This is a genomic window from Agrococcus jejuensis (genome assembly GCF_007679035.1).
In the GTDB taxonomy this organism is placed as follows: domain Bacteria; phylum Actinomycetota; class Actinomycetes; order Actinomycetales; family Microbacteriaceae; genus Agrococcus; species Agrococcus jejuensis_A.
Window position 1 is genome coordinate 519,917 of the sequence record NZ_VEFR01000001.1, and the last position, 26,488, is coordinate 546,404.

31 protein-coding genes are annotated in these 26,488 nt (G+C 72.3%); 17 read left to right on the top strand and 14 right to left on the bottom strand.

Annotated elements, in window-relative coordinates:
- Positions 1 to 40: 40 nt before the first annotated feature.
- Both FS793_RS02410 and FS793_RS02415 read right to left on the bottom strand, forming a co-directional pair.
- Entirely contained in the window at positions 41 to 562 is a 522-nt protein-coding gene (locus FS793_RS02410) for a hypothetical protein (RefSeq protein WP_144718156.1), read from the bottom strand.
- 283 nt (positions 563 to 845) lie between these two features.
- Positions 846 to 1,703, bottom strand: coding sequence for an alpha/beta fold hydrolase (locus FS793_RS02415; protein ID WP_260979983.1), 858 nt, complete (start codon positions 1,701 to 1,703; stop codon positions 846 to 848).
- A 330-nt stretch (positions 1,704 to 2,033) separates the two neighbouring features.
- Here FS793_RS02415 and FS793_RS02425 point away from each other — a divergent pair, with 330 nt between their 5' ends.
- On the top strand, positions 2,034 to 3,005 hold the full coding sequence (locus tag FS793_RS02425) for an arginase family protein (protein ID WP_144718158.1): 972 nt from the start codon (positions 2,034 to 2,036) through the stop codon (positions 3,003 to 3,005).
- Positions 3,006 to 3,066: 61 nt separating this feature from the next.
- Here FS793_RS02425 and FS793_RS02430 read toward each other — a convergent pair whose 3' ends face one another.
- On the bottom strand, positions 3,067 to 3,810 hold the full coding sequence (locus FS793_RS02430) for a hypothetical protein (RefSeq protein ID WP_144718161.1): 744 nt from the start codon (positions 3,808 to 3,810) through the stop codon (positions 3,067 to 3,069).
- Positions 3,811 to 4,024: 214 nt separating this feature from the next.
- Between FS793_RS02430 and FS793_RS02435 the strand changes: the two genes are divergently transcribed.
- Positions 4,025 to 4,438: a hypothetical protein gene (locus FS793_RS02435; protein WP_186329288.1), complete on the top strand. Its 414-nt coding sequence runs from the start codon at positions 4,025 to 4,027 to the stop codon at positions 4,436 to 4,438.
- A gap of 232 nt (positions 4,439 to 4,670) precedes the next feature.
- Here FS793_RS02435 and FS793_RS02440 read toward each other — a convergent pair whose 3' ends face one another.
- Positions 4,671 to 4,907: a hypothetical protein gene (locus FS793_RS02440; protein ID WP_144718164.1), complete on the bottom strand. Its 237-nt coding sequence runs from the start codon at positions 4,905 to 4,907 to the stop codon at positions 4,671 to 4,673.
- A gap of 204 nt (positions 4,908 to 5,111) precedes the next feature.
- On the opposite strand from FS793_RS02440, the gene FS793_RS02445 reads away from it, so the two are divergent.
- From FS793_RS02445 to FS793_RS02455, 3 genes are all read left to right on the top strand, one after another.
- Positions 5,112 to 5,780: a class I SAM-dependent methyltransferase gene (locus tag FS793_RS02445; RefSeq protein ID WP_144718166.1), complete on the top strand. Its 669-nt coding sequence runs from the start codon at positions 5,112 to 5,114 to the stop codon at positions 5,778 to 5,780.
- Between the two features lie 159 nt (positions 5,781 to 5,939).
- Positions 5,940 to 6,518, top strand: a complete 579-nt coding sequence (locus FS793_RS02450) for a DUF1349 domain-containing protein (protein WP_144719732.1) — start codon at positions 5,940 to 5,942, stop codon at positions 6,516 to 6,518.
- Positions 6,519 to 6,652: 134 nt separating this feature from the next.
- Positions 6,653 to 8,041 carry a glucose-6-phosphate dehydrogenase gene (locus FS793_RS02455; RefSeq protein WP_186329289.1) on the top strand — a complete coding sequence of 463 codons (1,389 nt, stop codon included), beginning with the start codon at positions 6,653 to 6,655 and terminating at the stop codon, positions 8,039 to 8,041.
- Between the two features lie 36 nt (positions 8,042 to 8,077).
- On the opposite strand, the gene FS793_RS02460 is transcribed toward FS793_RS02455, so the two are convergent.
- Positions 8,078 to 8,641, bottom strand: coding sequence for a TetR/AcrR family transcriptional regulator (locus tag FS793_RS02460; RefSeq protein ID WP_144718170.1), 564 nt, complete (start codon positions 8,639 to 8,641; stop codon positions 8,078 to 8,080).
- Positions 8,642 to 8,787: 146 nt separating this feature from the next.
- On the opposite strand from FS793_RS02460, the gene FS793_RS02465 reads away from it, so the two are divergent.
- The 3 genes from FS793_RS02465 to FS793_RS02475 all read left to right on the top strand — a co-directional run bounded on the left by FS793_RS02465 (position 8,788) and on the right by FS793_RS02475 (position 10,977).
- A complete protein-coding gene (locus tag FS793_RS02465) occupies positions 8,788 to 9,897 on the top strand; it encodes a zinc-binding alcohol dehydrogenase family protein (RefSeq protein ID WP_260979984.1) in 1,110 nt (369 codons plus the stop codon).
- A gap of 454 nt (positions 9,898 to 10,351) precedes the next feature.
- Positions 10,352 to 10,609 (top strand): hypothetical protein, encoded by a 258-nt coding sequence (locus tag FS793_RS02470; protein ID WP_144718174.1) that lies wholly within the window; start codon positions 10,352 to 10,354, stop codon positions 10,607 to 10,609.
- A gap of 140 nt (positions 10,610 to 10,749) precedes the next feature.
- A complete protein-coding gene (locus FS793_RS02475; protein ID WP_144718175.1) occupies positions 10,750 to 10,977 on the top strand; it encodes a hypothetical protein in 228 nt (75 codons plus the stop codon).
- Between the two features lie 51 nt (positions 10,978 to 11,028).
- On the opposite strand, the gene FS793_RS02480 is transcribed toward FS793_RS02475, so the two are convergent.
- From FS793_RS02480 to FS793_RS02495, 4 genes are all read right to left on the bottom strand, one after another.
- A complete protein-coding gene (locus FS793_RS02480) occupies positions 11,029 to 11,688 on the bottom strand; it encodes a dihydrofolate reductase family protein (RefSeq protein WP_144718177.1) in 660 nt (219 codons plus the stop codon).
- Positions 11,685 to 12,068, bottom strand: coding sequence for a hypothetical protein (locus FS793_RS02485; RefSeq protein WP_144718179.1), 384 nt, complete (start codon positions 12,066 to 12,068; stop codon positions 11,685 to 11,687). The genes FS793_RS02480 and FS793_RS02485 overlap by 4 nt, the downstream gene beginning before the upstream one ends.
- Before the next feature lie 5 nt (positions 12,069 to 12,073).
- On the bottom strand, positions 12,074 to 12,727 hold the full coding sequence (locus FS793_RS02490; RefSeq protein ID WP_144718182.1) for a hypothetical protein: 654 nt from the start codon (positions 12,725 to 12,727) through the stop codon (positions 12,074 to 12,076).
- 153 nt (positions 12,728 to 12,880) lie between these two features.
- Entirely contained in the window at positions 12,881 to 13,438 is a 558-nt protein-coding gene (locus FS793_RS02495; protein ID WP_144718184.1) for a dihydrofolate reductase family protein, read from the bottom strand.
- Positions 13,439 to 13,576: 138 nt separating this feature from the next.
- Here FS793_RS02495 and FS793_RS02500 point away from each other — a divergent pair, with 138 nt between their 5' ends.
- Positions 13,577 to 14,182, top strand: a complete 606-nt coding sequence (locus FS793_RS02500; RefSeq protein WP_186329290.1) for a GNAT family N-acetyltransferase — start codon at positions 13,577 to 13,579, stop codon at positions 14,180 to 14,182.
- A gap of 7 nt (positions 14,183 to 14,189) precedes the next feature.
- On the opposite strand, the gene FS793_RS02505 is transcribed toward FS793_RS02500, so the two are convergent.
- Positions 14,190 to 15,149 (bottom strand): DNA-3-methyladenine glycosylase family protein, encoded by a 960-nt coding sequence (locus FS793_RS02505; protein ID WP_222123683.1) that lies wholly within the window; start codon positions 15,147 to 15,149, stop codon positions 14,190 to 14,192.
- Between the two features lie 108 nt (positions 15,150 to 15,257).
- Here FS793_RS02505 and FS793_RS02510 point away from each other — a divergent pair, with 108 nt between their 5' ends.
- Positions 15,258 to 16,124: an AraC family transcriptional regulator gene (locus FS793_RS02510; RefSeq protein ID WP_144718187.1), complete on the top strand. Its 867-nt coding sequence runs from the start codon at positions 15,258 to 15,260 to the stop codon at positions 16,122 to 16,124.
- A 61-nt stretch (positions 16,125 to 16,185) separates the two neighbouring features.
- On the top strand, positions 16,186 to 16,713 hold the full coding sequence (locus tag FS793_RS02515; protein WP_144718189.1) for a YdeI/OmpD-associated family protein: 528 nt from the start codon (positions 16,186 to 16,188) through the stop codon (positions 16,711 to 16,713).
- A 36-nt stretch (positions 16,714 to 16,749) separates the two neighbouring features.
- Here the strand turns inward: FS793_RS02515 and FS793_RS02520 are convergent, their stop codons facing one another.
- Positions 16,750 to 17,142: a VOC family protein gene (locus FS793_RS02520; RefSeq protein ID WP_144718191.1), complete on the bottom strand. Its 393-nt coding sequence runs from the start codon at positions 17,140 to 17,142 to the stop codon at positions 16,750 to 16,752.
- A 107-nt stretch (positions 17,143 to 17,249) separates the two neighbouring features.
- On the opposite strand from FS793_RS02520, the gene FS793_RS02525 reads away from it, so the two are divergent.
- From FS793_RS02525 to FS793_RS02545, 5 genes are all read left to right on the top strand, one after another.
- Positions 17,250 to 18,503: a serine hydrolase domain-containing protein gene (locus FS793_RS02525; protein ID WP_144718193.1), complete on the top strand. Its 1,254-nt coding sequence runs from the start codon at positions 17,250 to 17,252 to the stop codon at positions 18,501 to 18,503.
- Positions 18,504 to 18,528: 25 nt separating this feature from the next.
- Positions 18,529 to 19,551, top strand: coding sequence for a nitronate monooxygenase (locus FS793_RS02530; RefSeq protein ID WP_144718195.1), 1,023 nt, complete (start codon positions 18,529 to 18,531; stop codon positions 19,549 to 19,551).
- A 2-nt stretch (positions 19,552 to 19,553) separates the two neighbouring features.
- On the top strand, positions 19,554 to 19,853 hold the full coding sequence (locus tag FS793_RS02535; protein WP_144719733.1) for a DUF1905 domain-containing protein: 300 nt from the start codon (positions 19,554 to 19,556) through the stop codon (positions 19,851 to 19,853).
- A 445-nt stretch (positions 19,854 to 20,298) separates the two neighbouring features.
- Positions 20,299 to 22,374, top strand: coding sequence for a copper-translocating P-type ATPase (locus tag FS793_RS02540; RefSeq protein ID WP_144718197.1), 2,076 nt, complete (start codon positions 20,299 to 20,301; stop codon positions 22,372 to 22,374).
- Between the two features lie 26 nt (positions 22,375 to 22,400).
- Positions 22,401 to 22,997 (top strand): DUF305 domain-containing protein, encoded by a 597-nt coding sequence (locus FS793_RS02545; protein WP_144718199.1) that lies wholly within the window; start codon positions 22,401 to 22,403, stop codon positions 22,995 to 22,997.
- Positions 22,998 to 23,014: 17 nt separating this feature from the next.
- Here the strand turns inward: FS793_RS02545 and FS793_RS02550 are convergent, their stop codons facing one another.
- On the bottom strand, positions 23,015 to 23,299 hold the full coding sequence (locus FS793_RS02550) for a DUF1905 domain-containing protein (RefSeq protein ID WP_144718201.1): 285 nt from the start codon (positions 23,297 to 23,299) through the stop codon (positions 23,015 to 23,017).
- Positions 23,300 to 23,344: 45 nt separating this feature from the next.
- Positions 23,345 to 24,007, bottom strand: a complete 663-nt coding sequence (locus FS793_RS02555) for a DsbA family protein (protein ID WP_144718203.1) — start codon at positions 24,005 to 24,007, stop codon at positions 23,345 to 23,347.
- A 159-nt stretch (positions 24,008 to 24,166) separates the two neighbouring features.
- Between FS793_RS02555 and FS793_RS02560 the strand changes: the two genes are divergently transcribed.
- Positions 24,167 to 25,522 carry a M4 family metallopeptidase gene (locus FS793_RS02560; protein ID WP_144718205.1) on the top strand — a complete coding sequence of 452 codons (1,356 nt, stop codon included), beginning with the start codon at positions 24,167 to 24,169 and terminating at the stop codon, positions 25,520 to 25,522.
- A gap of 22 nt (positions 25,523 to 25,544) precedes the next feature.
- Here the strand turns inward: FS793_RS02560 and FS793_RS02565 are convergent, their stop codons facing one another.
- Positions 25,545 to 26,426: a LysR family transcriptional regulator gene (locus FS793_RS02565; protein ID WP_144718207.1), complete on the bottom strand. Its 882-nt coding sequence runs from the start codon at positions 26,424 to 26,426 to the stop codon at positions 25,545 to 25,547.
- Between the last annotated feature and the right edge of the window lie 62 nt (positions 26,427 to 26,488).

The following is a 26,488-nucleotide window of genomic DNA, read 5'->3' on the forward strand; positions in this document are numbered from 1 at the left end:
GCATCACAGGTGCAGGTTCCGCGACGCAGGAGATGGCTGCTCAGACGGGGCGCACCCAGACGTGCTCGCCGTTCGCCGCGGCCGTGCGAACGTGCACGTCGAGAAGGGTGGCCTTCGTCGCGATGCCCCGTTCGGCGGCAGCGGCGGCGACCTGCTCGCTGAGGTCCTGCCAGTCGCGCGTACCCTGCATGATCTGCCCGAACTCAGGCGCCTGACGGCTGCTCAGTCGCACACCGGTCGGATGCGCGACGAGATCGACGATCAGCTGGCCCGCGGAGACCGCGATGCTCCAAGCGTTGGACCCCGGCACGCTGCTGACCCTCTTCTTCGATGCCGACGCCACGCCCTGGACGAGTGCGTTCGCGGACGCGAGATCCGTATCGAGATCGAGCGAGGTCGCCATCGCCTCGAGCGCTGTCGTGATCGTTCGGGAGGACGCGCGGCGCCCTAGCTCGCCGCCCTTCGCCTGAGCGAGACGCCGGAGACGTCGTCGAACGAGCGGGTATCCGACGAGCAGCGCAGCGATCAGAACACCGATCAAGAGCGCGAGAACGGGATCCATGGCGGTACGAGGTCTCCTCCACGAGTGGGTTCTCGCGAAGAGTAGCGCGCCGCACCTGGAGATCTCCGCTCGACGAGTTCGTGAAGCGAGCTGGGACCAGCTGAGACCGTGAACCAAGGGAACGGACCACCCGCCGCCAGAGCCTCGATGGAGCGACGGCGAGCGCCAGCCCATGCGCACCCTTCCGCCCCGACGAGTTCGTGCGTTCGCGACCGAGGTCGACGTCCCCGGGATCGACCATCGTCGCTCGACCGATGCTCTCCCCCATGGGGGTCGCGTCAGGTCAGGCCAGGAACGAAGAGGTGACGTCCACCCAGGCGTCGCGTGCGTCGAGATGCGCGTCGTGCGATGCGTCCACGAGATCGGTCCGACGGGCGTTCGCGTTGTGTGCGACGAAGGCGCGCTTCTGCCCCTCGGTGAACATGCCGCCGTCGGCGTAGACGACCAATGTCGGCGCCGTGACCGAGCCCCACTCGTCCCAGCGTGGAACCGCGACGTGACCGATCACGTCGATCATGACGTCAGCGTCGAAGCGCGGCCGCAAGCCATCTGGAGCCTGCTCGAGGTCGGCAGCCCACGCGCGTGCGAGCGCGCCGCCGCCGAGCGCCTCGGCTGCCTGTGCACGCGTCGCGAACGGGACCTCCCAAGCAGCGAGCCATGCGCCGAGCGCCGCATGCTCCTCGGGCGATCCGCTCCCCTCATCGACCTCGAGCAGCACGAGCCGACGCACGAGATCCGGATGCGCCGCGGCGACGAGCATCGCGGTGTGCGCCCCCATCGATTGACCGATGAGGTCGACTGGCTCGGAGGCCTCAGCACGGATGACCGCGACGACGTCGTCGACGAACGCCGCCCGCGATCGATCGGCAGGTCTGCGAGTGCTGCGACCGTGCCCGCGTTGATCGAGCAGCACGACCTTCCGCCCGCGGAGCGCCAGCGCGGTCGGCTCGAACTCCGTCCCGCTTCCAGCGAGGCCATGCAGCACGACGACCGCGGGCTCGGCGCCCGAGAACACCTGCACCGACAGCTCGACGTCGCCCCGTGCGATCGTGCGACGTTCGCCACCCATGCTCTCGACCGTACGCGCGTCCACGTCCCGGGTCGACATCCCCGATCTCCAGTGGAGAGCGGGATGCAGCACGCGCGTCGTGTCGAGACGCCTCCCTGCACCGGCGCACCATCTGTCGGTCACCGTGTGCTCGGACCGGAGACCTCTCGACCTCCTGAGCGACGGGAGGCGCAGCTGCCCGAGATGGCGATCCAGCCGTCAGCGGTCAGCGCGCTCCGGCGGCCAGACGACCGAGAAGCGCTCGAGCACGATCTCGTCGTCCTCAGACCACGTGCCTCCGCGCGCCGCTGCCACGCGCTCCCAGTAGCGGCGGTGTCGGCATCTCTACGACCTCGTCGAGCTGGACGATGCACTCATGCGCAAGGCCTGGAGCGGTCCGCACTCGACGGCTTGGCTGTGACGATGGCTCCTACTCCCCTGGACGCTGTTCATCGCAATGTCCCGACGACTCGGCTGACCGTGCTGGGCGTGCCGAACAGCGCGAGTGCGTATTGCATGGGAGTCGAGAGAGCCCCGGCAGCGTTGCGAGAGGCGGGTCTGCTCGAGGCGCTGAGCGCGACCGGCCTCGAGGTGGTCGATGCGGGCGACCTCACGATGCGGCCATGGCGTCCGGATCCGCGCCACCCGTTCGCGCAGAACGTCGACGAGGAGGCAGAGGCAACCGCCGAATTGGCGGCGGCGGCCGGGACGCTCCTGGGCAAGGGCCGTCGGCTGCTCGTCCTCGGCGGCAGTTGCGTCGTTGCGATCGGTGTGTGCGCAGGAATGAGGATCGCTGGCGCGCGTCCGCAGCTCGTCTATCTTGACCGCCACCTCGACCTCAACACGCCTGCCTCGACGACCGAGGGGTCGCTGAGCTGGATGGGCATGGCTCACGCGCTGGGCCTCGAGGGCGCGGTGCCCGAGCTCATGGATGCGGCAGGCCGCTCGCCGATCCTCGCTCCGGCCGACCTCGTCTATCTCGGGGCTGACCTGACCGATGGGACGACGCAGTGGGAACGTGACCAGATCGAAGCGCTCGGGATCGAGATCGTCGGTCAAGCGGCGATGTGCGCGGACCCGACCCGCGCCGCCACACGCGCGAGAGGGCACCTGGCCGACGAGCCGTACGTCGTGCATCTCGACGTCGACGTCCTCGACTTCCTCGACGCCCCGATCGCTGAGAACGTGAACGGCCGCAACAGCGGGCCGACGATCTCAGCGCTCGGGCGATCTCTCGCCGTGCTGATCGGAGATCCGCAGTGCTGGGGCCTCTCGATCGGCCAGCTCGACCCGAACCACGCCGCCTCGGACCCCACCGCGCTCCCCCGGCTGATCGGGACTCTCGGCGCCGCATTCACGCCCGCCCCTTCGGCCGGTGAGGAGCTCGCGACCTAGGTCGACATCCCCGCTATCCGTGGCGGGGGGGCTCCGCACGTCCTCCGGCATCGTCGCGCGCTCAGGAGGTGACGATGGCGATCCCCTGCGCGAGGATCGTGCGTCCCTCGCTCTCGATGGCGGCGAAGCGCCAGAGCTGCTCCGGGTACTCGAAGTCCGCTCCGTAGCCGGACTCGGCGCCGTTGTTATACGGCTGCACGCGCACCTCGAAGCTGCTCGCACCGTCTGCGCTCTCACCGGCGAGGTCGATGGCGACGATCTGGTTGCCCTGCTCGTAGCCGATGCCGGACGCCAGTGCCGTCTGCACGTAGGGGATGAGCAGGTTGACGTTGTAGCTCTCCATCATCGAGATGTCCTGAGCTGCGATCCGCGTCTCCCAGTCGGCACCGTAGAGTGCCTCGGCATAGGCGGGGGTCTGCGCTTGCGCGATCGCCCGCGCGAAGTCGGCCAGGTCGGGGCGGTCGGAGTCGAAGTCCGTGATGTCGGGATCGACGTCGAGCGTGATGGCGAGCTCGACGGTCTCGGTCGTGGTCCCTGCCATCCCCCACCGGTCGAATGCGGAGACGACGGCCGTCGCGAGGTCATCGCCTGAGAGACCAGCGGGGATGGCGATGTCGTCGGCCGAGGCGACGGGGATGCTCGAGACGTCGATGCTGCCTTCAGGGCGCTCCGTGGCGTCGGGGACGACGGGCGACGATGTCGCCGACGGAGCAGCGGACGGCTCCGCCGCCGCATCGGCGGAGCATCCGCTCACGACGAGGGTGGCCGCGAGCACGGTCGCCAGCCGACCAGGAAGGGATCGCATGCTTCATCCTCCGATGGCGGGCTGAGCAGCGGCTGTCGGCTGCGTCTCGGCAGCGGCTCGTACGCTGCCGGCCATGCGTTCTCCCCTGGTCGTGCTGTGCCTCGCGAGCGCGCTCGCCCTCGCGGGATGCTCCACCGCGGTGCCCGCCCCGGAGCCGTCCACGCCGGTCGACGCCCGCGTCGAGGTCCCCTCGGAGCCGAGCCATCCTCCGTACGTGCCGTCGTCGTTCTTCCCACCGGGTACGACGGGACCGGGCATCTGGGACGCGCGGCAGGTGCCCATCGTCGTCGCGGCCAGCATCGACGGCATCGGCTACCCGCTGCCGCCCGGCGCCGCGTACGACGGTTGGGAAGACGTCGATCCGAACGTCGGATTCGAGATCGGCACGATCGAGTCCGGGGTCGCGTTCCAGTGGCACTGCGCCTGGCTGGTCGAATGGGATGCTGCGAGCGACGCCGGCGACGACGAGCTGGCCACGGACATCGAGGCCCTGCTCGAGCAGTTCTGGACCCTCCCCCACATCACGCTGCTGACCGATGGCGAAGGCACGTTCCGCGAGCAGCAGACCGCGGCCGCGCCTCCTGGAGCAGACCTCAATCGTTGGTTCCTGCACTCGCTCTGCGACTGACTTCGCGCGGCATGTGGCAATGCTCTCCGCGACGTGATTCCACTCGCATCCGGAGCCGCGAGTCGGTCGCCACGAAGACGCTTCGCTCGACGATGGTGTCGCGACCGCCCCTGAGCATGGAGCACCCGGTCCGACTGCCGACGAGAGCCGGGGAGCCCAACGCCGAGAAGCCAGCGATCCAGCCGACGATGCTCGATGCCAGCACGAGCAGCTCTCCGAGCCGCCGGGCCGGTCAGATGAAGACCCGGAGCGCCAGCGACAAGCCCGATGCGACGACCAAGGCGACAAGCGCCCGGCGGTTGAGTCTCTGGGCCGCACGCAGACGCTGCTCGTCGACCTCCACTCGCCGCCCGTCGGCATCGCGAGGATCCTTCGCTCGATGCGTGCGGACCAGCGTCACGATCCAGAAGGTCAACGTCGGCAAGACCAGGAGCGCGAAGATGAGACTGTCGTTCGGACCATAGAGCACATGACGAGACTGCCCGGTCGCGCCTGAAGGACATCCCAAGCGCTGATCTGCGGCTCCGGATCGCCGGCTCGGCGGTTCCAGGTGATGGTGCGCTCTGCTCGCTCGCTTCCCCACGGCGAAGCAACCGCGGGTGCTGGCGCGTCCGCTGATCGACGACCGCCGCCCCTCCTCGGCGCCCGCACCCCGCCTCTCTATGCTGTCGCCATGTCAGATGCGTGGTTGTCCGACACCCGGCGTTCGTACGACGAGGACGCTCCCGGATACGCCCAGAAGGTCGACGGGCTGTTGGCGGAGCAGCCCTACCTGCGTGGATGCCTGGCACTCTTCGCAGAGACCGTGCAGCGGAATGGCGGGGGTCCGGTCGCCGACGTCGGCTGCGGTCCTGGATACGTCACCCGTCATCTCCACGACCTGGGTGTGGATGCCTTCGGCATCGATCTCTCTCCCGAGATGATCGCGATCGCCAAGCGCGACCACCCCGACCTCCGCTTCGAGGTAGGGACCATGACGGACCTTGCGCTGGAGACCGGCTCGGTCGCCGGCGTGCTGGCGTTCTGGTCGGTGGTCCACGTCCCCGACCACGCCGTGCCTGGCGTCTTCGCCGAGTTCCGGCGAGTCTTGCGTCCGAGGGGGGCCCTGCTGGTCGGGTTCCACGTCGGGGACGATGTCGAGCACAGCTCCGAGGCATACACGGGCCGCCCTGTCTCCATCGACACGTATCGACGCCACCCGGCCGTCGTCGAGGGCTGGCTCCGCGACGCTGGGTTCGCGATCGGCGCCACCCTGGTCATGAGACCCGGAGGAGACCGACCCGGCGCAGTCGTCTTCGCGACGAGCGGTCCGGCTTCGGCGCAGACCGACGCAGGAGCCTGACTCCCCCGCCACGTGCGCATCTCCGAGATCGAGCCGCCTCCGGGCTTGGCTCTCGGCGAAGCCTGCGATCGAGCTCGGCCGAGACGTCCCGCCATCACCCGGTGGCGGCGGATCATGGTCGGCAGCATCCTGGGAACCACGACGAGAGGACGGTGCGCGATGCACGATGTGGCATGGGAAGACGGCACGTGGACGACCCCTCCGGCGAGCGTGGAGCACGACGCCGACGGGCTGCGGGTCACCGCACGGGAGGGCAGCGACGCCTGGCGCCTCACCTCGTACGGCTTCGTCCACGACACGGAGCATGCGTTGCTCGCACCGTTCCCGACGGACACGGCGATCGAGGTCACCTTCCGGCTGGCGTTCGAGGAGCAGTTCGATCAGGCCGGGCTCTTCGTGCGACTCGACGACGAGCACTGGGTGAAGGCCGGGGTCGAGCGCAGCGATGGCACCGAGAGCCTCGGCGCCGTCGTCACCCGTGGAGCGTCGGACTGGTCATTGGCGCCCGTCTCGCATTGGAGCGGACGACTCGTCACCATCCGAGCCAGCCGCTCGGGGAACGCGCTGACGGTCCGCGCTCGCGCCGACGATGCGCCGTGGCAGCTGGTGCGGGTGGCTCCGCTCGATGCCGAAGCCGTGCTGACCGCCGGCCCCTACTGCTGCGCGCCGACACGGGCGGGATTGACGGTCCACTTCACTGCATGGAAGACGGGCCCCGCGGACACGTCGCTGCACTGAGCCCGATCGGCCTGGCCGGAGGGATGGTCAGCGCAGCACGCCGAGCCGCGCAAGGGGTCTGCGACCCTCCCGCCTTCGAGGCGCCGTCTCAGTAGCGTCGACAGCGCCAGCAGATGGCGAACGAGGAGATGGTCATGACCGAGCAGCCGCGCATCGCCACGATCGACGACGTCACGGGTCCGCGCACGATCGCGATCCTGGGCGCGGGAGGCGATCTCACGGAGCGGCTGCTGCTGCCGGGCATCGGGCAGGTGGCGGAGCTCGCCCGCATCGACGACCTGACGCTCGTCGGCGCGGCTCGCACGCCGAAGACCGACGAGGAGTGGCAGGAGGTCGTGCGCCGCAGCCTCGAGGACGCCGACGTCGCCGCGCACACCGTCGACGCGCTCGTCTCTCGCGCGCGGTTCGTCGCGACGGATGCGTCCGATCCCGAGCAGCTGGCCGCGCTCCTGGATGCGTGTCCCTCCTCCCCCGTGCTGTACGTGGCGCTGCCGCCGGCGATGGGGCATGCCGTCGCCGCCTCGCTCGCGGCGATCCAGCTGCCCGACGACCTCGTGGTCGCGATCGAGAAGCCGTTCGGCGAGGATCTCGACGACGCGATCGCGCTCGACGACGCTCTGGCAGCGGTGCTGCCGCCCGAGCGACTGTGGCGCATCGACCACTTCCTCGGCAACGCCGCCGTGGTGGGCATGCTGGGGCTCCGCTTCGGCAACGGACTGCTCGAGGCGGCATGGTCGACGCAGCACGTCGAGAAGGTCGAGATCGTCTACGACGAGGTGCTGGGCATCGAGGGGCGCGGCGCGTTCTACGACGGCACGGGGGCGCTCCGCGACATGCTGCAGAGCCACCTGCTCATGGTGCTCGCGTTCGTGGCCATGGAACGGCCCGAGGATGTGACCGTCGCCGAGGTGCATGCCCGGATGGCGGAGGTGCTCGGCGCCGTGCGGCCGTGGCGCGACGATCCGTCGACCGCGCGCCGGGCCCGCTACACCGAGGGACGCCTCGACGGGCGACTGCTGCCGGCGTACGTCGACGAGGCGGACGTCGACGCCGACGCAGGGACCGAGACCCTCGCGCAGCTGCTGCTCCAGGTCGACGTGCCGCGGTGGGACGGCGTGCCGTTCGTGCTGCGCTCCGGCAAGGCGATCGGAGCCCCTCGGGCCGAGATCGCCCTGCACCTGCGGCCGACCGCACCTCCCACGGGCATCGCGGCACGGGACGCGGGCTCGGTCCTGCGCATCTCGCTGGTCGACGGCGGGATCGCGCTCGACCTCCACGTCGACGACGCGATGCACCAGGCGCTCGTCCCGCTCGCGCTCGCCGGCGACGCACCCGAGGGGCCGCTCAGCGCGTACGGCCAGGTCGTGCTCGGGCTGCTCGCGGGCGACCGGCTGCTCTCGGTCTCCCGCGACGTCGCCGAGCAGTGCTGGCGCATCGTCACCCCCGTCCTCGCCGCCTGGGCCGACGGCGCCGCACCGCTCGAGGAGTACGAGGCCGGCAGTGCGGGGCCCGAGGATTGGTGAGCACCCGGCGCCCGAGGAGGCCGGCCGACGCCAGCGTCACGCGTCGAAGAGCTCGCGAGCGCGCCGCCACAGGTCGGCCTGCGCATCGACGAGCGTACGGCCGGAGCGAGGTTCGAGCCACGTCTCGACGGCGAGCTCGAAGCAGGCGGCCGCGACGTCGGCCAGCAGCGCCGCATCGCGGGCGTCCGTGCCACGATCCACCAGCGCCGCCGCGATGGCGCCTGCCAGGTGTCGCCTGCTGAGGAGGTTGCGTTCGACGAGGCCCTGCTCCGTGCGGATGATCGCACGTCGTCGCGCGAAGTCCTCGTGTAGCGGCTCGAGCCCGCGACAGGCGATCTCGAGACCGAGCCGAACGGCGTCGGCCGACGACGTCGCGGCATCGACACCTCGCAGCGACTCCTCGACCACGAGCGGCAGCTCACGGTCGCGCAGGAACATCACGTCCCGCTTGTCGGCGAAGTGACGGAAGAACGTCCGGGTCGTCAGCCCGGCGCCGGCCGCGATCTGCGCCACGGTCGTCTCCGCGAATCCCTGCGTCTCGAAGAGCGACAGCGCTGAGGCCTCGAGCCGCAGCGCGGCATCGGGTGACCAACGTCCCATGCGTCCATGATGACACGAGGTGACATCACGAGTACAGTGATGACATTCCGTGTCATCACGGTGCGAGTCGAGGAGAGCCCGTGGTCGAGAACGTCGCAGCCTGGATCGATGCCCCGTATGCAGACCTGCAGGTCCGGAGGGCCCCGATGCCCGTCGCCGGTCCCGGGCAGCTGCTGGTGCGAGTGCGCGCGGTGGCGGTGAACCCCCTGGATGCGGTGATCCAGTCGAACGGGACCCTGATGTACGGCTGGCTGCGATACCCCGTCGTCCTCGGCGAGGACGTCGCCGGCGAGGTCGTCGCGATCGGCGCCGACGTGCGCTCCTTCGCCGTCGGCGATCGCGTCATCGCGTACGCGATGGGCTTGGAGAAGGGCCGCGATGCACGTGGTGGCGCCGGGTTCCAGACGTTCGTCGCGGTCGAGGCTGCGATGGCAGCGCCCATCCCCGCCGAGGTCCCGTACGAGCGCGCGGTCGTGCTGCCGCTGGCAGTGAGCACGGCGGCCGCTGGACTGTTCGAGGCGAAGCAGCTCGGGCTCGACTCGTCGAGCCTGGGGCGCTCGCCCGCGCGCGACGAGACGGTCGTGATCTGGGGCGGCGCGACGAGCGTGGGCGGCAACGCCATCCAGCTCGCCCGGGCGGCGGGGTACCAGGTCATCACCACGGCCTCGCCGCGCAACCACGCGCGCATGCACGAGCTCGGCGCACGTGCGGCGTTCGACTACCGCAGCCCCGACGTCGTGGAGCGCGTCGCGGCGGCCGCGAGCGGCACGACGGTCGTCGGCGTGCTCGCGATCGCCACGGGTTCAGCAGCGCCCAGCATCGCGATCGCGCGAGCGACGCAGGCCAGGCGGGTGGCGATGGCGAGCCCGCCGGTGTCGTTCTACGATCAGCCCCGACGTCCCGGCGTGTCGGCGGCACGGATCAGGCTCATCGCACGCCTCGCCTCGCGCTCCGCCGCGCTGCAGCTCCGCAGCCGCGCCGGCGGCGTGCGGGCTTCGTACGTCTGGGGCAGTGCGATCGCCGACTCGGAGGTCGGTGTCGCGGTGTGGGAGCGGCATCTGCCTGCAGCGATCGCATCCGGGATGCACGTGCTCTACCCGGAGGCGCGCGTCGTCGGGTCCGGCCTGTCCGAGGTGCAGGGGGCGATCGACGCCGTCCGAGCAGGCGTGTCGGCTCAGAAGCTCGTCGTCAGGCTCGACGAGCGGACGACGGCCGACGACATGGGCACCGTCCGCGAGGCCCCTCCCGCTCCGTGAAGCTGCGCCACGCGGCGATCTCCGAGCATGGCTACCGGGTCGTCGGGGAGACCGGACGTCGCCGGCGCAGGCTTCCGTCATCGGGCGGTTCGGGCGTGGAGATGATCTGCACGGCCGCCGGGCTCGACAGGTCGATCCGCACGACCTTGCCGAACGATCGGCGACGAACGAGCTGCATCGTCGAGACGGCAGGCGCCGAGGATGGGCGCAGCGTGGACTCCGTGGGCAAGGGCACCCTCCCGGCAGCTCGACGAGGGCGATGGTCCGCCTCGGTTCGATGGGTGGTTCGGAGCTCGAGCCGTTCCGGCTCGGAGTCGAGACCGTGGTGCGCCGGGCAGACCGGAGCCGGTCCGAGCGGATGCGGGATCCGGACGACGGGCGGAGGGCGAGTATCACAGCCGGACCGTCGGCGCGACGCTCGGCGCCGCCGATCGGAAGACCCTACGCTCGCAGCATGCTCCTCGCAGACCAGCGCATCATCACCTTCAGCGGCGACAGCCTCGACGCCGCCGCCACCGACCTCCGCACGCAGATCGACGACCTGCCCCTGACCGCGCGCATCACGTCGCTCACCTCCGGGTGCGACGAGGGCGTGTTCTCCGGGATGGCGATCGTCGACATGATCCCCGAGGTCGACGCCAGCGCGCCCGTGAGCGACGAGGGCACCGTCACCCAGCTGTCGCAGGCCGACGGCCTCCCCGACGAGATCTGATCCGCCGCGCGCGGAGGCGCGCCAGCGTCGGCAGCAGGCGCCTCGAGCACCGCTGCGGGCGTGGGGCAATCCATCCTGGGTGTCCGTGTCGAAGAAGGCAAGGAATGTTCACGTTCCGAGAAGGGACGTACGTTCCAGCCATGACTCGTCACACGATCCAGGTGTCGGTCACCGTCGACGTCGATGACCCTACGCTCGTCCGCGCGAACGAGCTCCGCCTCACCGATGCGGTGCCCACCGCACGAGAGGCGATGGGCTCCGCCATCGTCGATGCCATCGCGGACCACGCAGCCAGCCCCCTCCACGAGCAGGGCATCGAGTTCGTCGTCGTCGCGCTCGCCGAGGACGAGCACGGCGTCGACCCCTAGGGTCAGGCGGCGAGGGCCGCGGCCCCGTCGTCGACCGGCGGGTGCAGCCACCTAGGCCCGGCGCGTGAAGAGCTGGTGCACGACACCCGACGGCGACGCCGTCGACTCGATCGCGAACCGCTGCTCGAGGCCCTCGAGCCCGTCCCAGAGCCGCACGCCGCGGCCGAGCACGACGGGCGAGACGACCAGGTGCATCTCGTCGACGAGGTCGGCCTCGAGGAACGCGCGCACCGTCGTCGGCCCGCCGCCGAGGCGCACGTCGAGGCCGCCCGCGAGGTCGGCGGCGAGCGCGAGCGCGTCGGCGGGCGCGAGATCGCGGAACGTGAAGGTCGTCTCGCCGAGCGTGAGATCGGGACGCTCGTGGTGCGTCAGCACGACGACGGGGCTGCGGAACGGCGGCTCCGCGCCCCACCAGCCCTCCCATGCGAGGTCCTCCCACGGCCCCTCCTGCGGGCCGAACTTGCCACGCCCCATGATCTCGGCGCCGATGCCGTGGTGCGTGCGAGCGGCGAAGGCGTCGTCGAGTCCCGTCGTGCCAGAGCCGACGGCCTCGTCCTCGTGACCGGAGCCCTCGACGAACGTGCGTGTGGGGAAGAACCACTCCATGAGACGCCCGCCCGCATGCCCGAACGGCGCCTCGACCGTGCGCCCCTCCCCCGTCGCGAACCCGTCGAGCGAGATCGCGAGATTGTGCACGCGCAGCTTCGTCATGCGCTCACGCTAGACCCGGGCTCGCCGTCGGCATCCGTGGAGCCCGCGATCTCCGTCTCGAGCGCGCGCAGCGCACGACGGAACCGGTGGAGGTACACGGACGTCGTGACGATCGAGCTCACCGACAGCGCCGCGACGCCCCAGAGGATCGGATGCGCGACGGCGGCGAGCACGCCGAACGCGACCGCGCCGATGGCATGCACGACGATGCTGCCGACGCCGTGCGCCTCGACCCGTCCCGGCCTCGAGAGCAGGATGCGCTCGCGCAGGTCGTCGGGCCGCGCGGTGCGTCGAACGACGAGGATCGGCATCGCGACGCCGAGCGCCACGACGATGGCGGCGACGATCGCGACGTGCGGCGCGGCGCTCGGGTCGATCACCCGGGTCAGCCCTGTCCGGGACCGCCGAGCGACTGGCCCGGCGGTGGCGTGGGACAGACCGTCGTGTCGCCGAAGGCGCCGACCTCCGCACGCACGACGACGCCGTCGGATGCGAGCGCGACGGTGAGGCCGATGCCCTCGATCGCACCGACAGCCGGGACGTGCGCGACCGGTGCGCCGTCGATGGCGACGTCGTCCTCGACGCGCTGCGACGTCGGCGACAGGAGTCCGGGCCCCGGGTTGGCTGCCAGCCAGTTCGCGGTGTCGATGACACCGGCGCCGGGCACCCGCCAGAAGCCGGTCGCGAGGCCCATGGGCGCGCACCACCACTCCTGCCACTGCAGGTCCAGCTGCGGAGCGTCCGCCGGCTCCTCGGTCACCGCGACAGCGCCCGGCGGCATCACGACGCCGGCGAGCCATGCATCCGCCTGCGCCTGCCCGGCCGCGTCGGCAGACGGCATCGTCGACGCACCGAACGTCCGCGGCGGCCACGCCGTCGGATCGACCACCGGCTCGTCGAGCGAGCCCTCCTCCACGGACGGCTCAGGGGTCGGCTGCGATGCGACCTCGCTCTCTGCATCGACGAGGAGCTGCGGCGCGCACGCCGTCAGCGCGAGCGCGGCGACGACGATGGTCACGACCATGCGGCGGTGGGGCATGAGCCGAACGCTAGGGGCACGGTCTGCGAGCCTGGTGCATGCTGCGAGATGCAGCCGTCTGCGCGTGCGCGCATCGCACCGCATCCGCCTCAGCCGCGATGGACCCCACGACTGCCGCTCCGACGTCGACCAGCTGCCCTGGCGCTGACCGCGTCAGCGCCGCGTGTGGTGCAGGTGCACGAGTCCCGACGGGAATGCGCGATGCTCGACGAGGTCGAGGTCGAGACGCACGTCGTCGGGCCAGAAGCGGGTGCCGCCGCCGACCACGCTCGTCGTCACGAACTGATGGAAGTCGTCGACGAGGCCGGCACGGATCGCCTGCGCCGCGAGCATCGGTCCATCGATCGTGAGGTCCGCCGATGCGGACGCGATGAGCGCCCGCACGGTCTCGACGTCGAAGTCGCGCTCGATGCGCGTGCGCGCGCTGCGGACCTCCTGGAGCGTCGTGGAGTACACGACCTTCTCGGCGCGCTGCCAGTCCCGCGCGAACTGCACGATGTGCGGTGGAGCGTCGGGATGCGCATGCGCGGTCTCCCAGAAGACCATCGTCTCGTACATGCGCCGGCCGTAGAGGTAGGTGCCAACGTCGCGGAAGCGATCGCCGATGAAGGTGTGCACCTCCTCGTCCTCCGCTCCCCTGCCGAGGTCGCCGTCCGCCGCGACGGCGTAGCCGTCGAGCGACGTGATCATGCCGTAGATGAGCCGCGCCATCGCGATCGCCTCCCGAGCTCCGCGCCCACCGTCGCGCGGATGCCGGCGAACCGCAACCCTTCCGACGCACGGGTGACGCATCGACACATGAGCCGCCGTGCAGCGTATGATGAATCAGGCTCAGTTTCTGGAGGACCCGTGCACATCCGGCCCGCGACGATCGACGAGGCTCGGCGGTGCGCCGGCGTCGTCGCCGCCGCGCTGCTGCACGACCCGGTCGGGGTGCGCGCCGTGCGCAGCACGCACGACCGCCTGCGACGGATGACGAGCCTCTACGAGGCCGAGCTGCGCCTCGGCGCCTTCCTCCACGGCCTGGTCGACGTCGCCGTCGTCGACGACGAGATCGTCGGCGTCGCCGCCTGGGTCGAGCCCAGCCCGTCCCGCGACATGCTCGCGATCCTGCGACAGGTGCCGCGCTACGTGCACGCGATCGGTCCGGCGCACGCCCTGAGCGCCGTCCTCGTACGACGCGCTCGCCGACGCGCTCGCCCCGACCGCCCGCACTGGCTGCTGGCCGACGTCGCCGTCGTCGATCGGGCCCGCGGCCTCGGCATCGGCGGCGCCCTCATCGAGCACGGTCTCGCGCGCATCGATGGCCCGACCTACCTCGAGGCCACGACCGCAGGGAGCCAGCGCCTCTACGAGCGCCACGGATTCACGCTGCGATCCCGCATCGGCATCGCGCCCGGCGGCTTCCCCGTGGGCATGTGGCGCGAGCCGCATCCCGTGCCCGTGCTGCGCTAGCCGACCCTCACGGCCGCACCGTGCGAGGCTGCGGCCCCGGCGACCGACGGGGCGCTCGACGCGGCGCTCGCTCGAAGCCGCCGGCGTACACGAGCCGCGCCACCCGGTACCGATGCCCGCGCCACGGCTCGAGGTACGCCACGAGCTCCGCGTCGTCGAACGCACGGCCCGCGAGCGTCTGCCCGACGACCGTCGCGAGATGGAAGTCGCCCACCGACACCGCATCGGCATCGCCCAGCACGCGCTGTCGCACCTCCGCCGACGTCCATGCACCGATGCCGGGCAACGAGCGCAGGGCGCGGTCGACGGATGCGAGGTCACGGCCGTCGTCGACGAGTCGCTGGAGGCTGCGCTCGCGAGCGGCCGCCCATCGGATCGCGGTGGCACGGCCGAGGTCGACGTCGAACGCCCGCCACTCCCCCTGCTCGACGCCGAGCCAGGCTGCGCCCGACGGGAACATGCGCATGCCCGACGGCGCGGGGGCAGGCGCCGGGTCGCCGAGACGGCGCACGAGGCGCGTCCACGACGTGAACGCCACGAGCGACTCGACGCGCTGCTCGAGGATCGCACCGACCATGCCGTGCAGCATGTCGCCGCTGCCCGCGATGCGCATGCCCGGATGCCCGCGGTGCGCGACCTCGAGGAACGGATGCGCCGGCACGAACCCGCTCGGGTCGTCGGCGTCGCCGAGGAGCACGGGAGCGATGGCCGCGACGTGCTCGGCACCCTCGCCCCATGCGAGGCAGCGCACGGCATCGCCGACGTGATCGAACCGCGCGACGGCCGCTCCGGTCGGCGTGCGGACCGTGCGCCACACGGCGCCGTCGCGGGCCCGCTGCTGCGTCGGATCCGCCCCGCCCTGCTGCGCGCGCCCGAGCGTCAGCCGCACCGACGTCGCGTGCCGCGGCACCCATTCGACGCGCGCGTCGGGCGTCGGCAGCACCGTGGGCAGGTCGAGGGCGGGCACGCTGCGACCCTACGGCCGACCACCGCCATGCCTGCCGATCGCATCGAACCGCGATGATCGGGTGCACGCGCACGCATCCGACGAGCATCGAGTGCGAAGGAGGCCACCGTGATCGCCGCGCTCAACCGCATCGTCGACGTCGTCGAGCAGCACCTCGCCGAGGACCTCGACCTCGATGCGCTCGCTCGCGACGCCGGCACGACCGGCTATCACCTGCGGCGCATGTTCTCGTCGCTCGCCGGCATGCCGCTGTCGGAGTACGTGCGGCGCCGCCGCATGACGCTCGCGGCCGCCGAGGTGCTCGGCGAGGCCGAGCTGCTCGACGTCGCCGTGCGGCACGGCTACGGGTCGACCGAGGCGTTCGGGCGCGCGTTCCGTGCCGTGCACGGCGCCTCGGTCGCCGACGTGCGGCGAGACGGCGGCCCCCTTCGTCCGCAACCGCTGCTCAGGTTCCGCCTGACCGTCGAAGGGAGCACGTCCATGGACGTCCGCATCGCCGACCAGCCCGCCATCCACCTCGTCGGGCACGCCGCGCGCGTGCCGCTCATCCACGAGGGGGTGAATCCGCACATCGCCGCGCACGTCGCGGCGATCCCGGCCGACGAGCACACGCGCCTCAAGGCGCTCAGTGCCGCCGAGCCCGCCGGCCTCCTGCAGGTGAGCGCCGACGTCGACCCCGATGCTCGCGAGGGCTCCGAGCTGACCTATCTGCACGGCGTCGCGACGCCCGCCGGCGCCGAGGTGCCCGACGACCTCGACGTCATCGAGGTGCCCGCGGGCGAGTGGGCCGTGTTCCGCACGTCCGGACCGCATCCCGCCGCGCTGCAGACCGTCTGGGCGGCGACGGCCACCGAGTGGTTCCCGTCGAACCCGTGGCGGCTGCGCCCGGGGCCGTCGATCGTCGCGATCCTCGACCGCGCCGACGACTTCAGCACGGCCACCTGCGAGCTCTGGCTCCCCGTCGAGCGCGCCTGAGGCGATCGTGGTGGACGGGGCGGGTGCATCCGCCTCGCCCGCCACTGCCTACGATGGCGGCATGCCGAAGACCGGATCCCCCGTCGCGATCCGCTTCGAGGGCGACGTCGTGCAGGTGGGCGATCGCCGCATCGTGCGACTGCCCACCGACGTGAGCGCCACGCTGCCCTCGCGCGGACAGGTCGCAGCCGCCGGCTCGATCGACGGCGTCGAGACCGTGACGGTCGTCGAGCCCGATGGCGAGAAGGGGCACTGGCTCGACGTCGCCGGCGCCGACGGCGACGCGGTCTCGGTCGATCTCGCGGTGCTGCCGACGACGCAGTGGCCGGAGCCGACGATCCCTGTCGACCTCGGCAGCGCGCTCGACCACTCCGCCACGGCCTCCGCCCGCTGGCAGGCGATCACGCCCATGGCCAGGTGGGAGTGGGTGCGCTGGGTCGCCGCGACGCGCAACGCCGACACGCGCAGCCGCCGCGTGGAGGTGAGCATCTCGAAGCTCGACGCCGGCAGCAGCCGCCCGTGCTGCTTCGACCTGTCGTCGTGCACCGACCCCGAGCTCGCGCGCAGCGGCAGGCTCGTCGCCGACTGACGCAGGCGAGCGAGCGTCCGAGGCCCGGCGCCACCGTCAGCCCAGGCAGTGCTCGTCGCCCTCGGGATCCTGCATGACGAGGCACGACTCGTCCTCGTCGTTCGCCGGCAGCAGCCGAAGACGCGTCCCGCCATGCGCGACGAGCCGTGCGCACTCCGCCTCCAGCGCAGCGACGCGGGCGTCGCCAACGAGATCCCGCGCGACGCGCACGTCGAGGTGCACGCGATTCTTCACGACCTTGCCCTCGGGCACGCGCTGGAAGTACAGGCGGGGCCCGGCGCCGGTCGGATCCTCGGCGACCGCCCACGACCCGTCGCCCGCGCGCGCCGACTCGGGCACCGCGTAGCCGAGCGCCGCGCACCAGTACTCGGCCACGCGCACGGGGTCCGCGCAGTCGAACGTCACCTGCACCTGCCGCACGATCGTCATGGCAGCACGCTAGCCACCGCATCGGGTCCGGTTCCATCCGTCGCCCACCCTCGCCGACGATCCCGCGGGTCTAGGCTGCAGCCACGCACCGTCGCGAGGAGGCACGGATGAGCACGCTCCACCAGCAGGTCGACCCGGCGGACGTCGGGATGTCGGGTCCGCATCTCGAGCACCTCGAGACGCTGCAGCGCAGCAACCTCGCCGAGCACGCGTACCAGGGCTCCGTCATGGCGATCGCGCGGCACGGCAAGGTCGCGTACGCAGAGGCCTTCGGCAAGGCCGACGAAGGCGTGCCGATGACCACCGAGGCGATCTTCCGCTTCGCGTCGATGTCGAAGACGGTCGCCGCCGCCTGCGTGCTGCAGCTCTGGGAGCGCGGCCTGCTGGGCCTCCACGATCCCGTCGCGCAGTGGCTGCCCGAGCTGGCGGATCCGCGCGTCGCCGTCGTCGAGGACTGGAACGTCACCCGCCTCGCCTCGGCCGAGCGACCGATCACGGTCCACCATCTGCTCACGATGACGGCCGGCTACACGAACACGTGGTGGCATCGCATGTTCGAGCCGTCGGTGTACGGCGTCGTGCCGCAGCTGCTCAAGGACGCCGGCGTGGTCGACACGTTCGAGACGCCGGCGACGACGCTCGAGGAGGTCGTGCAGCGGCTCGCGACCGTGCCGCTCATCGCGCAGCCGGGCACGACGTTCGACTACTCCAACAACTCGGTGAACGTGCTCTGCCGACTCGTCGAGGTGGTGTCCGGCCTCGACTTCGACACGTACCAGCGGCGCAACGTGCTCGAGCCGCTGGGCATGGACGAGACGTGGTTCTTCGTGCCGGAGTCCGAGCAGCACCGCATCGCCGCCGTGTACTGGGCCGGACGCGACGAGCGCCAGCTCGAGGATGCTCCGCTCGGCGCCGGCCTGCTTGGCCCGGAGTACTCGTTCAGCGAGCACCGCACGCTCACGATGGGCGCGGGCGGCCTGCACGGCACGACGGGCGACTACCTGCGGTTCGCGCAGATGCTGCTGAACATGGGCGAGCTCGACGGCGTCCGCGTCCTCTCCCCTGCCGCCGTGCGCCTCATGACGACGAACCAGATCGGCGACCTCACGAACTGGCAGCTCACGCAGAACCGCTGGGGCTACATGGTCGACATCCAGGAGGGCGAGAACGCGCCCGCGGGCTCCCAGCACTACCTGGGCGGCCCGGGCGCCTACTCGTGGCAGGGCTTCTTCTCGACGAAGTTCGTCGTCAACCCGCGCGCCGACACCGTCATCCTCACGATGTCGACGCCCGGCTTCGACGGCGCGCTGCCGCACAACCTGCGCCTCGTCGCGGCGGCGAACGCGGCGGTGCTCGACTGACGGTGCGGCGCGCGAGGATGGAGGCATGAGCCTTCCCCCCGCGCTCCGGCACGCTCGCGTCGTGACGGTCGCGCCGATGGCGGGCGGCGCGACGACGCCGGCGCTCGTCGCCGCCGCCGAGGCGCACGGCGCGTTCGCCCAGCTGGCCGCCGGCTACCTGTCGGCGGATGCGCTGCGGACGCGGATCGCCGAGACGCGAGCGCTCGGCGCGACCCGGTTCGGCGTCAACCTGTTCGTGCCGAACCTGCACCGCATCGCAGCCGACGACTACGCGGCCTACTGGCGGTCGATCGCGGCCGATGCCGCCCGCGTGCTGCCGGACGCATCGATGTCGCCGCTCGTCGAGGACGACGACGACTGGCACGCGAAGCTCGACGTGGTGATCGAGGCCCGGGTGCCCGTCGTGAGCCTCACGTTCGGCCCACCGGACGTTGCCGCGCTCACGCGTCTGCGCACGGCGGGCATCCTCGTGCTCCAGACCGTGACCTCGGCAGCCGAGGCGAGGTCCGCGACGGACGCGGGCGTGGATGCGCTCACCGTGCAGGCGTCGGCCGCGGGTGGGCACTCGGGCATCTGGACGCGCGACGAGGTGCCCGCCGAGGTGCCGCTGCCCGAGCTCGTCGCCGCCGTCCGCCCAACGTCGTCGCTGCCGATCGTCGCCGCAGGCGGCATCGCGTCGCGCCGCGACGTGCAGCGCGCGCTCGGCGCGGGCGCCGATGCCGTCGCGATCGGCACCCTCGCCCTGCGGGCCACGGAGGCGGGCACGTCGGCCACCCATCGTGCCGCGCTCGCGGATCCTGCGCTCGTCGGCACCGAGCTCACGCGAGCCTTCACGGGGCGACCGGCGCGAGCGCTCGTGACGCCGTTCGTCGAGGCGCACCGCGACGCACCCTCGGGCTACCCTGCGCTGCATCACCTCACGCGGCCGATGCGCGCCGCGTCGGCGGCATCCGGCGACGCGTCGCTCGTGCATCTCTGGGCGGGCGAGGGCTGGCGCGCCGCACGGGACGCCCCGATCGCCGACATCCTCGACGACCTGGAGCCGTGAGGATGCGCTACGAGTTCGACGCCCTGCTCTACCGCTGGAGCGCCCGACGGGAGCTGTGGACGTTCGTCGACGTGCCGGCGGACGCCGGTCGGGAGATCCGCGAGGTGGTCGGCGCGCTCGCCGGCGGCTTCGGCGCCGTACGCGTGGACGCGCGCATCGGTGCGACGACGTTCCGCACCTCGATCTTCCCCGGCGCGGACGGCACGTACGTGCTGCCCGTCAAGCGAGCGGTGCGCGACGCCGAGGGGCTCGTGCTGGATGCGCTCGTGCGCGGCGTCGCCATCGAGCTCGTCGACCACTGACGCGGCCGACGAGCGCGGGCGTCACTCGCCGTGGTTGATGAGGCCGAGCCACTGCCCGAACGGCGCCTCGACGGGCTCGTCGGGCCACGCTGCCTGCGTGTCGCTGTCGCGGTCTGCCATGGGTCGCTCCCCTCGTGCTGCCGACCGCGCTCCGGATGGGATCGCGACGGCGTTCGCGCGATCCGGTGGTCACCGGCTCGCCCTCTCAGCATGCGCCCGCGCGCACCGCCTGGACCGGCGCGCGAGGCAGAAAGTTCACGACTTCTTTCCGTGAGCGTGGAGGATCGCGCTTCGCATCCGCGCCCATCGTCGCTCGATGCTCGGATCCTTGCCGGCGAGCGGCGCGCCGCGGACATCGAGGCGGTGCACGAGGCCGTTGACCCCGATACCCCAGCGGGGTATCGTGCTGATCGGGATACCCCACAGGGGTATCGACGGAGGGGCCATGGACCACGACACGCAGCAGCACGCCGAGCACGAGCACGCGCAGCACGCCGCTCCGGCCGGGCACGACGCGCACGCCGGCCATGCGGGCCACGGCGACCACGTCGCGCAGTTCCGCTCGCGCTTCTGGCTCGCGCTCGTGCTCGCGGTGCCGACCGTGGCGCTCTCGGGCATGTTCGCCTCGATCGTCGGCTACGCCGTGCCCGACGTCGCCGTGCTCGCCTGGGTGTCGCCCGCGCTCGGCACCGTCCTGTACGCGTGGGGCGGCTGGCCGTTCCTGCGCGGCGCCGTCGACGAGCTGCGCGCACGGCAGCCGGGGATGATGCTGCTCGTCGCGCTGGCGATCACGGTCGCGTTCGTCGCGTCCTGGGCGGCGACCCTCGGCCTCGCACCCCACCACCTCGACTTCTGGTGGGAGCTCGCGCTGCTCGTCGTGATCATGCTGCTGGGTCACTGGATCGAGATGCGATCGCTCGCACGCACGACGTCGGCGCTCGATGCCCTCGCGGCTCTGCTGCCCGACACGGCCGAGCGCGTCACGCACGCCGGGATCGAGCGCGTCGCCCCCGCCGACCTCCGGCTCGACGACGTCGTGCTCGTGCGCCCGGGAGCGGCGGTGCCCGCCGACGGCCGGATCATCGAGGGTGCGGCCGCGCTCGACGAGTCGATGATCACCGGCGAGTCGCGCTCCGTGCAGCGCGCCGTCGGCGACGCCGTCACCGCCGGCACCGTCGCGACCGACTCGAGCCTGCGCGTGCGCGTGACCGCGATCGGCGACGACACGGCGCTCGCGGGCATCCGCAGGCTCGTCGCCGACGCGCAGGCGTCGACGTCGCGCGCGCAGCGCATCGCCGACCGGGCGGCGGCGCTGCTGTTCTGGTTCGCGCTCGGCGCCGCCGCGATCACGGCCGTCGCATGGCTCGCGCTCGGCACGCCCGAGGACGCCGTCGTGCGCACGGTCACGGTGCTCGTCATCGCCTGCCCGCACGCGCTCGGGCTCGCGATCCCGCTCGTCGTCGCGATCTCGACGGAGCGCGCCGCTCGCGGCGGCGTGCTCGTGCACGACCGACTCGCGCTCGAGCGCATGCGCCTCGTCGACGTCGTCGTGCTCGACAAGACCGGCACGCTCACGCGCGGCGAGCCCGCGGTGCTCGACGTCGCCACGATCGGCGATCTCGACGCCGACGCCGTGCTCGCGCTCGCCGCGGCCGCGGAGGCCGACAGCGAGCATCCGCTCGCCCGTGCGATCGTGCGCGCCGCCGACGCTCGCGGGCTCGCACGCGACGCGGCGACCGCCGCGACCTCCTCCCCCGCCGTCGGCGTCGTCGCGACCGTCGCGGGCGCCCGCATCCACGTCGGCGGTCCGCGCATGCTCGCCGGGCAGGGCCTGGATGCGATCGAGCGCGCCGACGCGTGGTCGACCGAGGGCTCGACGGTGCTGCACGTCGTGCGCGACGGCGCCGTCGTCGGAGCGCTGCGCCTCGCCGACGAGATCCGGCCGGAGTCACCGGATGCCGTGCGTGCGCTGCACGCGCTGGGCATCGAGGTCATGATGCTCACGGGGGACGCCGAGCCCGTCGCGCGCAGCGTCGCAAGCGAGCTCGGGATCGACCGGTTCGTCGCCGGCGTGCGCCCCGAGGACAAGGCCGAGCACGTCGCAGCGCTGCAGGCGGACGGGCGCGTCGTCGCGATGGTCGGCGACGGCGTCAACGACGCCCCCGCGCTCGCGCGCGCCGACGTCGGCATCGCGATCGGCGCAGGCACCGACGTGGCGATCGCATCGGCGGGCGTCATCCTCGCGGGCTCCGACCCGCGCTCGGTCGTCTCCGTCGTCGCGCTCTCGCGCGCCGGCTTCGCGAAGATGCGGCAGAACCTGTGGTGGGCGGCCGGCTACAACCTGCTCTCGGTGCCGCTCGCCGCCGGCGTGCTCGCCCCGATCGGCTTCGTGCTGCCCATGTCGGTCGGCGCCATCCTCATGTCGCTGTCGACGCTCGTCGTCGCCGCCAATGCCCAGCTGCTGCGCAGGCTCGACCTGCGCCCCGACCGCAGCGTCGCCGCCGTGCTCGGCGACCGCTGATCCATCCCCACCCACGAAGGAGCCGCATGCGCCGCCGCATCGCATCCACGTCCGCTGCCATCGCCGTCGCCGCCCTCGCCCTCGCCCTCGCAGGGTGCGCCTCGAGCGGCGACGGCTCGAGCCACGAGGGGCACGGCACCGGCTCGAGCGCCGAGTCGTCGTCGGGCGCGTCGGCCGCCGACGTCATGTTCGCGTCGGCGATGATCCCGCACCACGAGCAGGCGGTCGAGATGGCCGACATCGTGCTGGCGAAGCCCGGTCTCGACCCGCGCGTCGTCGAGCTGGCGACGCGCATCCGCGACGCGCAGGCGCCCGAGATCGCCACGATGGAGGGCTGGCTCGAGGCGTGGGGCGCGGATGCCGAGAGCCACGCTGGCATGGAACACGGCGACGACGGCATGCTGAGCGACGACGAGCTCGCGGCGCTCGAGGCCGCCGACGGCGCCGAGGCCTCGCGCCTCTTCCTCGAGGGCATGATCGCGCACCACGAGGGCGCGGTCGCGATGGCCGAGCAGCAGCTCGCCGACGGCACCGACCCCGACGCGCTCGCGTTGGCCGAGTCGATCGTCGCGACGCAGCAGGCCGAGATCGACGAGATGCAGGCGCTGCTCGACGAGGGCTGACTCGCGCCGTGCGCGCATCAGCCGATGCGCAGGCGGATCGCCACGCGGTCGTCGAGCTCGACGCCCTCCGCCCGTCGCACCGCATCCTTGAGCGGCACGAGGTAGCCGCCGTCGCGCGGGAACAGCGACGTCGTGAACTCGGTGTCGCCGACCCAGCCGCGCACGGGGATGACGCCCCAGCCGTAGGAGACGATCGTCGCCAGCTCGCGGATCGCCTCCGCCTCGGCGTCGGGCACGCGCACGAAGTGGAAGGGCGCGGGCCCGCGCCACTCGAACACGACGCCCTCGATGGTCACGTCCATGCCGCCCCTTCCGTCGAGCGGCATCCTCGCACGAGCGTGCGACGCTCAGTCGGCGAGCGCCGCCTCGATGCCCGCCTCGATGTCGTCGACGTGGCTGAGCTCGAGCTGCTGGCCGTCGATGTAGATCGTCGGCGTGCTCTGCACGCCGAGCGCGACGCCCGCCTCGTAGTCGGCCTCGATGCGGTCGCCGGTCGCGGGATCGGCGACGGCGGCGTCGTACGCATCCATGTCGAGCCCGAGGTCCTCGGCGAAGCCGCGGAAGGTCTCGGCGGCGTCGTCGGTGCCCGCCCAGTCGGAGTGCGTCTCGAACAGGCGCTGGTACATCGCCTCGAACTCGCCCTGCTGCGCGGCGGCCTCGGCGGCGAGCGCGGCGGGGAACGCGTTCTGGTGCGATGCGAGCGGGAAGTAGCGCACGGCGAAGGTGACCTCGCCCGAGTACTCGGCGCGCAGGGTCTCCATCGTCGGGTACACGAGCGCGCACGACGGGCACTCGAAGTCGAGGAACTCGACCACGACCGGCGCACCCTCGTCGGCGTCGTCGAGGATGTGGGTGTCGGCGGCGAGCGTGTCGGCGGCCGAGACGTCGCCGGCGGGCTCTGCGGCGGTCCCCGCCTGCTCCCAGGGGCGCACGACGAGGGCGATCGTGATGCCCACGATCACCACCGCGGCGGCGACGATGCCGAGGATGTTCCAGGTCTTGGCGGTCATGGGCGGCGGCCTCTCGGTCGTCGAGGTGTCAGGGGGATGCCTCGAGCCTATGCAGCACGCCTATGGAACGCCGATGGCGCGCGGACGGCTCGATGGACGTCGAGCGCGCCCTCCACAACCCCCGACCGTGGTGTCGGCGCTCGATCGTAGGGTCGTGGCATGCACGGCATCGTCCCCCCGTTCCTGCTCGAGCGCCTCGGCGACCATCCGACGGCCGCCGTCGCTCGGTGCGCGCAGCGCACCCTCACGCTCGACGAGGCGGTGCGCACGACGCGCCGCACCGCGCGACCCGCCAGCGGGCCCGAGCGCGGGCTCGTCGCCGGCGAGGCCGCACCGCGCCGCACGATCGCCGATGCGGAGCGCACGACGCGGCTGCCCGGCACGACGATGCGCAACGAGGGCGACGACCCCACGGGCGACACGGCGGTCGACGAGGCCTACGACGGCCTCGGCATCACGTGGACGCTGCTGCACGAGGCCTTCGACCGCGACTCGCTCGACGGCGCCGGCATGCCGCTGCTCGCGACCGTGCACTACGGCGAGGCCTACGACAACGCGTTCTGGAACGGCGAGCGCATGGTCTTCGGCGACGGCGACGGCGAGGTCTTCCTCGGCTTCACCGGCGCGGTCGACGTCATCGGCCACGAGCTCGCGCACGGCCTCGTCCAGTCGACGACCGACCTCGTCTACCAGGGCCAGTCGGGCGCGCTCAACGAGTCGGTCGCCGACGTCATCGGCTCGCTCGCGAAGCAGCACGCGCTCGGCCAGAGCGCCGACGAGGCCGACTGGCTCGTCGGCGCCGGGCTCTTCGCGCCCGGCGTCGAGGGCGTCGCCCTGCGCTCTCTGCGCGCGCCGGGCACCGCGTACGACGACGACGTGCTCGGCAAGGATCCGCAGCCGGCGACGATGGCCGACTACGTCGAGACCACGAGCGACAACGGCGGGGTGCACATCAACTCCGGCATCCCCAACCACGCGTTCTACCTCGCCGCGACGGCGATCGGCGGACGCGCGTGGGAGGGAGCGGGCCTCGTGTGGCTCGACGTGCTCACGAACGGCTCGATCGACGTGCGTGCCGACTTCGCAGCCTTCGCCGCCGCGACGGTCGCTGCGGCCGAGACGCGCTTCGGCGCCGACTCGACGCAGCGCACCGCGATCGCCGAGGCGTGGGATGCCGTGGGGGTCACGGGCGAGGCGGCGCCCGTGTCGACGCCCGCGGCCGACGACGTCGAGACGGTGCGCGTCGAGCGATCGGGCGGCCTGCTGGGGCGCGAGCGCGTCGGCGAGCTGCCGGAGTCGGCGCTGCCGAGCCGCGACCAGCGTGCGCTCGAGACGCTCATCGACTCCGGCGAGCTCGCGGGGCTCGCCGCCGACGACGACGACCGCGTGCGCGACGGCTACGTGTGGCGCATCACGATCGAGACGCGGATCGACGTGACGCTCGTCGAGCCCGCGCTGCCCGACGAGGTGCTCGTGCTGCTGCACCGCATCCTCGAGCTCGGCGAGCGCCGCTAGCCGCGCGCTGCGCGATCGCAGGTCAGACGACGGCGGCGATCGCCTCGACGACGGCGCGGATCGCGGGCACGCGGTCGGCGCCCGCACGGTGACGGATGGCGAGGGCTCGACCCGAGCCGTCGGCGAGGGGACGCGCGACGACGTCGGGCCGCTGGTGCGCCGCGACCGCCATGGCCGGCAGCAGCGCCACGGCGCCCGTGCGCGCGACGAACGACTGCGCCGCGACGAGGTCGTCGGTCGAGTGCTGCACGTCGGGCGCGAACCCCGCCTTGTCGGCGAGCGTCTCGAGGTGCGTGCGGCACCGCGGGCAGCCGGCGACCCAGCGCTCCTCGGCGAGGTCGACGAGGGCGATGGCGTCGCGGCTCGCGAGCCGGTGCCCCTCGGGCACGACGATGAGGCTCGGGTCGTCGCCGAGCGCGACGCGGTCGAGCCCGACGTCGTCGTGCGACTCGGCGTACTCGAACACGACCGCGAGGTCGACGTCGTTGCCCGCCACGGCCGCGAGGGCCTCGGGTGGCTCGGACTCGACGACGCGCACCTGCACCTGCGGCGCCTCCTGCAGCAGGTAGGCGATCGCGCGCGGCACGAGGTCGGCCATGGCCGACGGGAAGGCTGCGAGCGTCACGGTGCCGCCACCGGCTGCGAGCTCGGCGAGCTCGGCCTCCGCCTGCCGCAGCGCCGCCTCGATCGCGTCGGCGCGCGCCAGCAGCCGCTCCCCCGCCTCCGTGAGGGTCACGCCCGTCGGTCCGCGCAGCAGCAGCGCCGTGCCGAGCTCGCCCTCGAGCGTGCGGAGATGCTGGCTGACGGCGGGCTGCGTCCATCCGAGCGTCCGCGCCCCGCCCGAGACGGAGCCGGCGCGCGCGACGGCGCGGAAGATGAGCACGCGGCGCGGATCGATGTCCATGACATAAGCATACGTGATGGATCATCGAGGCAACAGAAGGCTAGCCAATGGCATCCACGCCT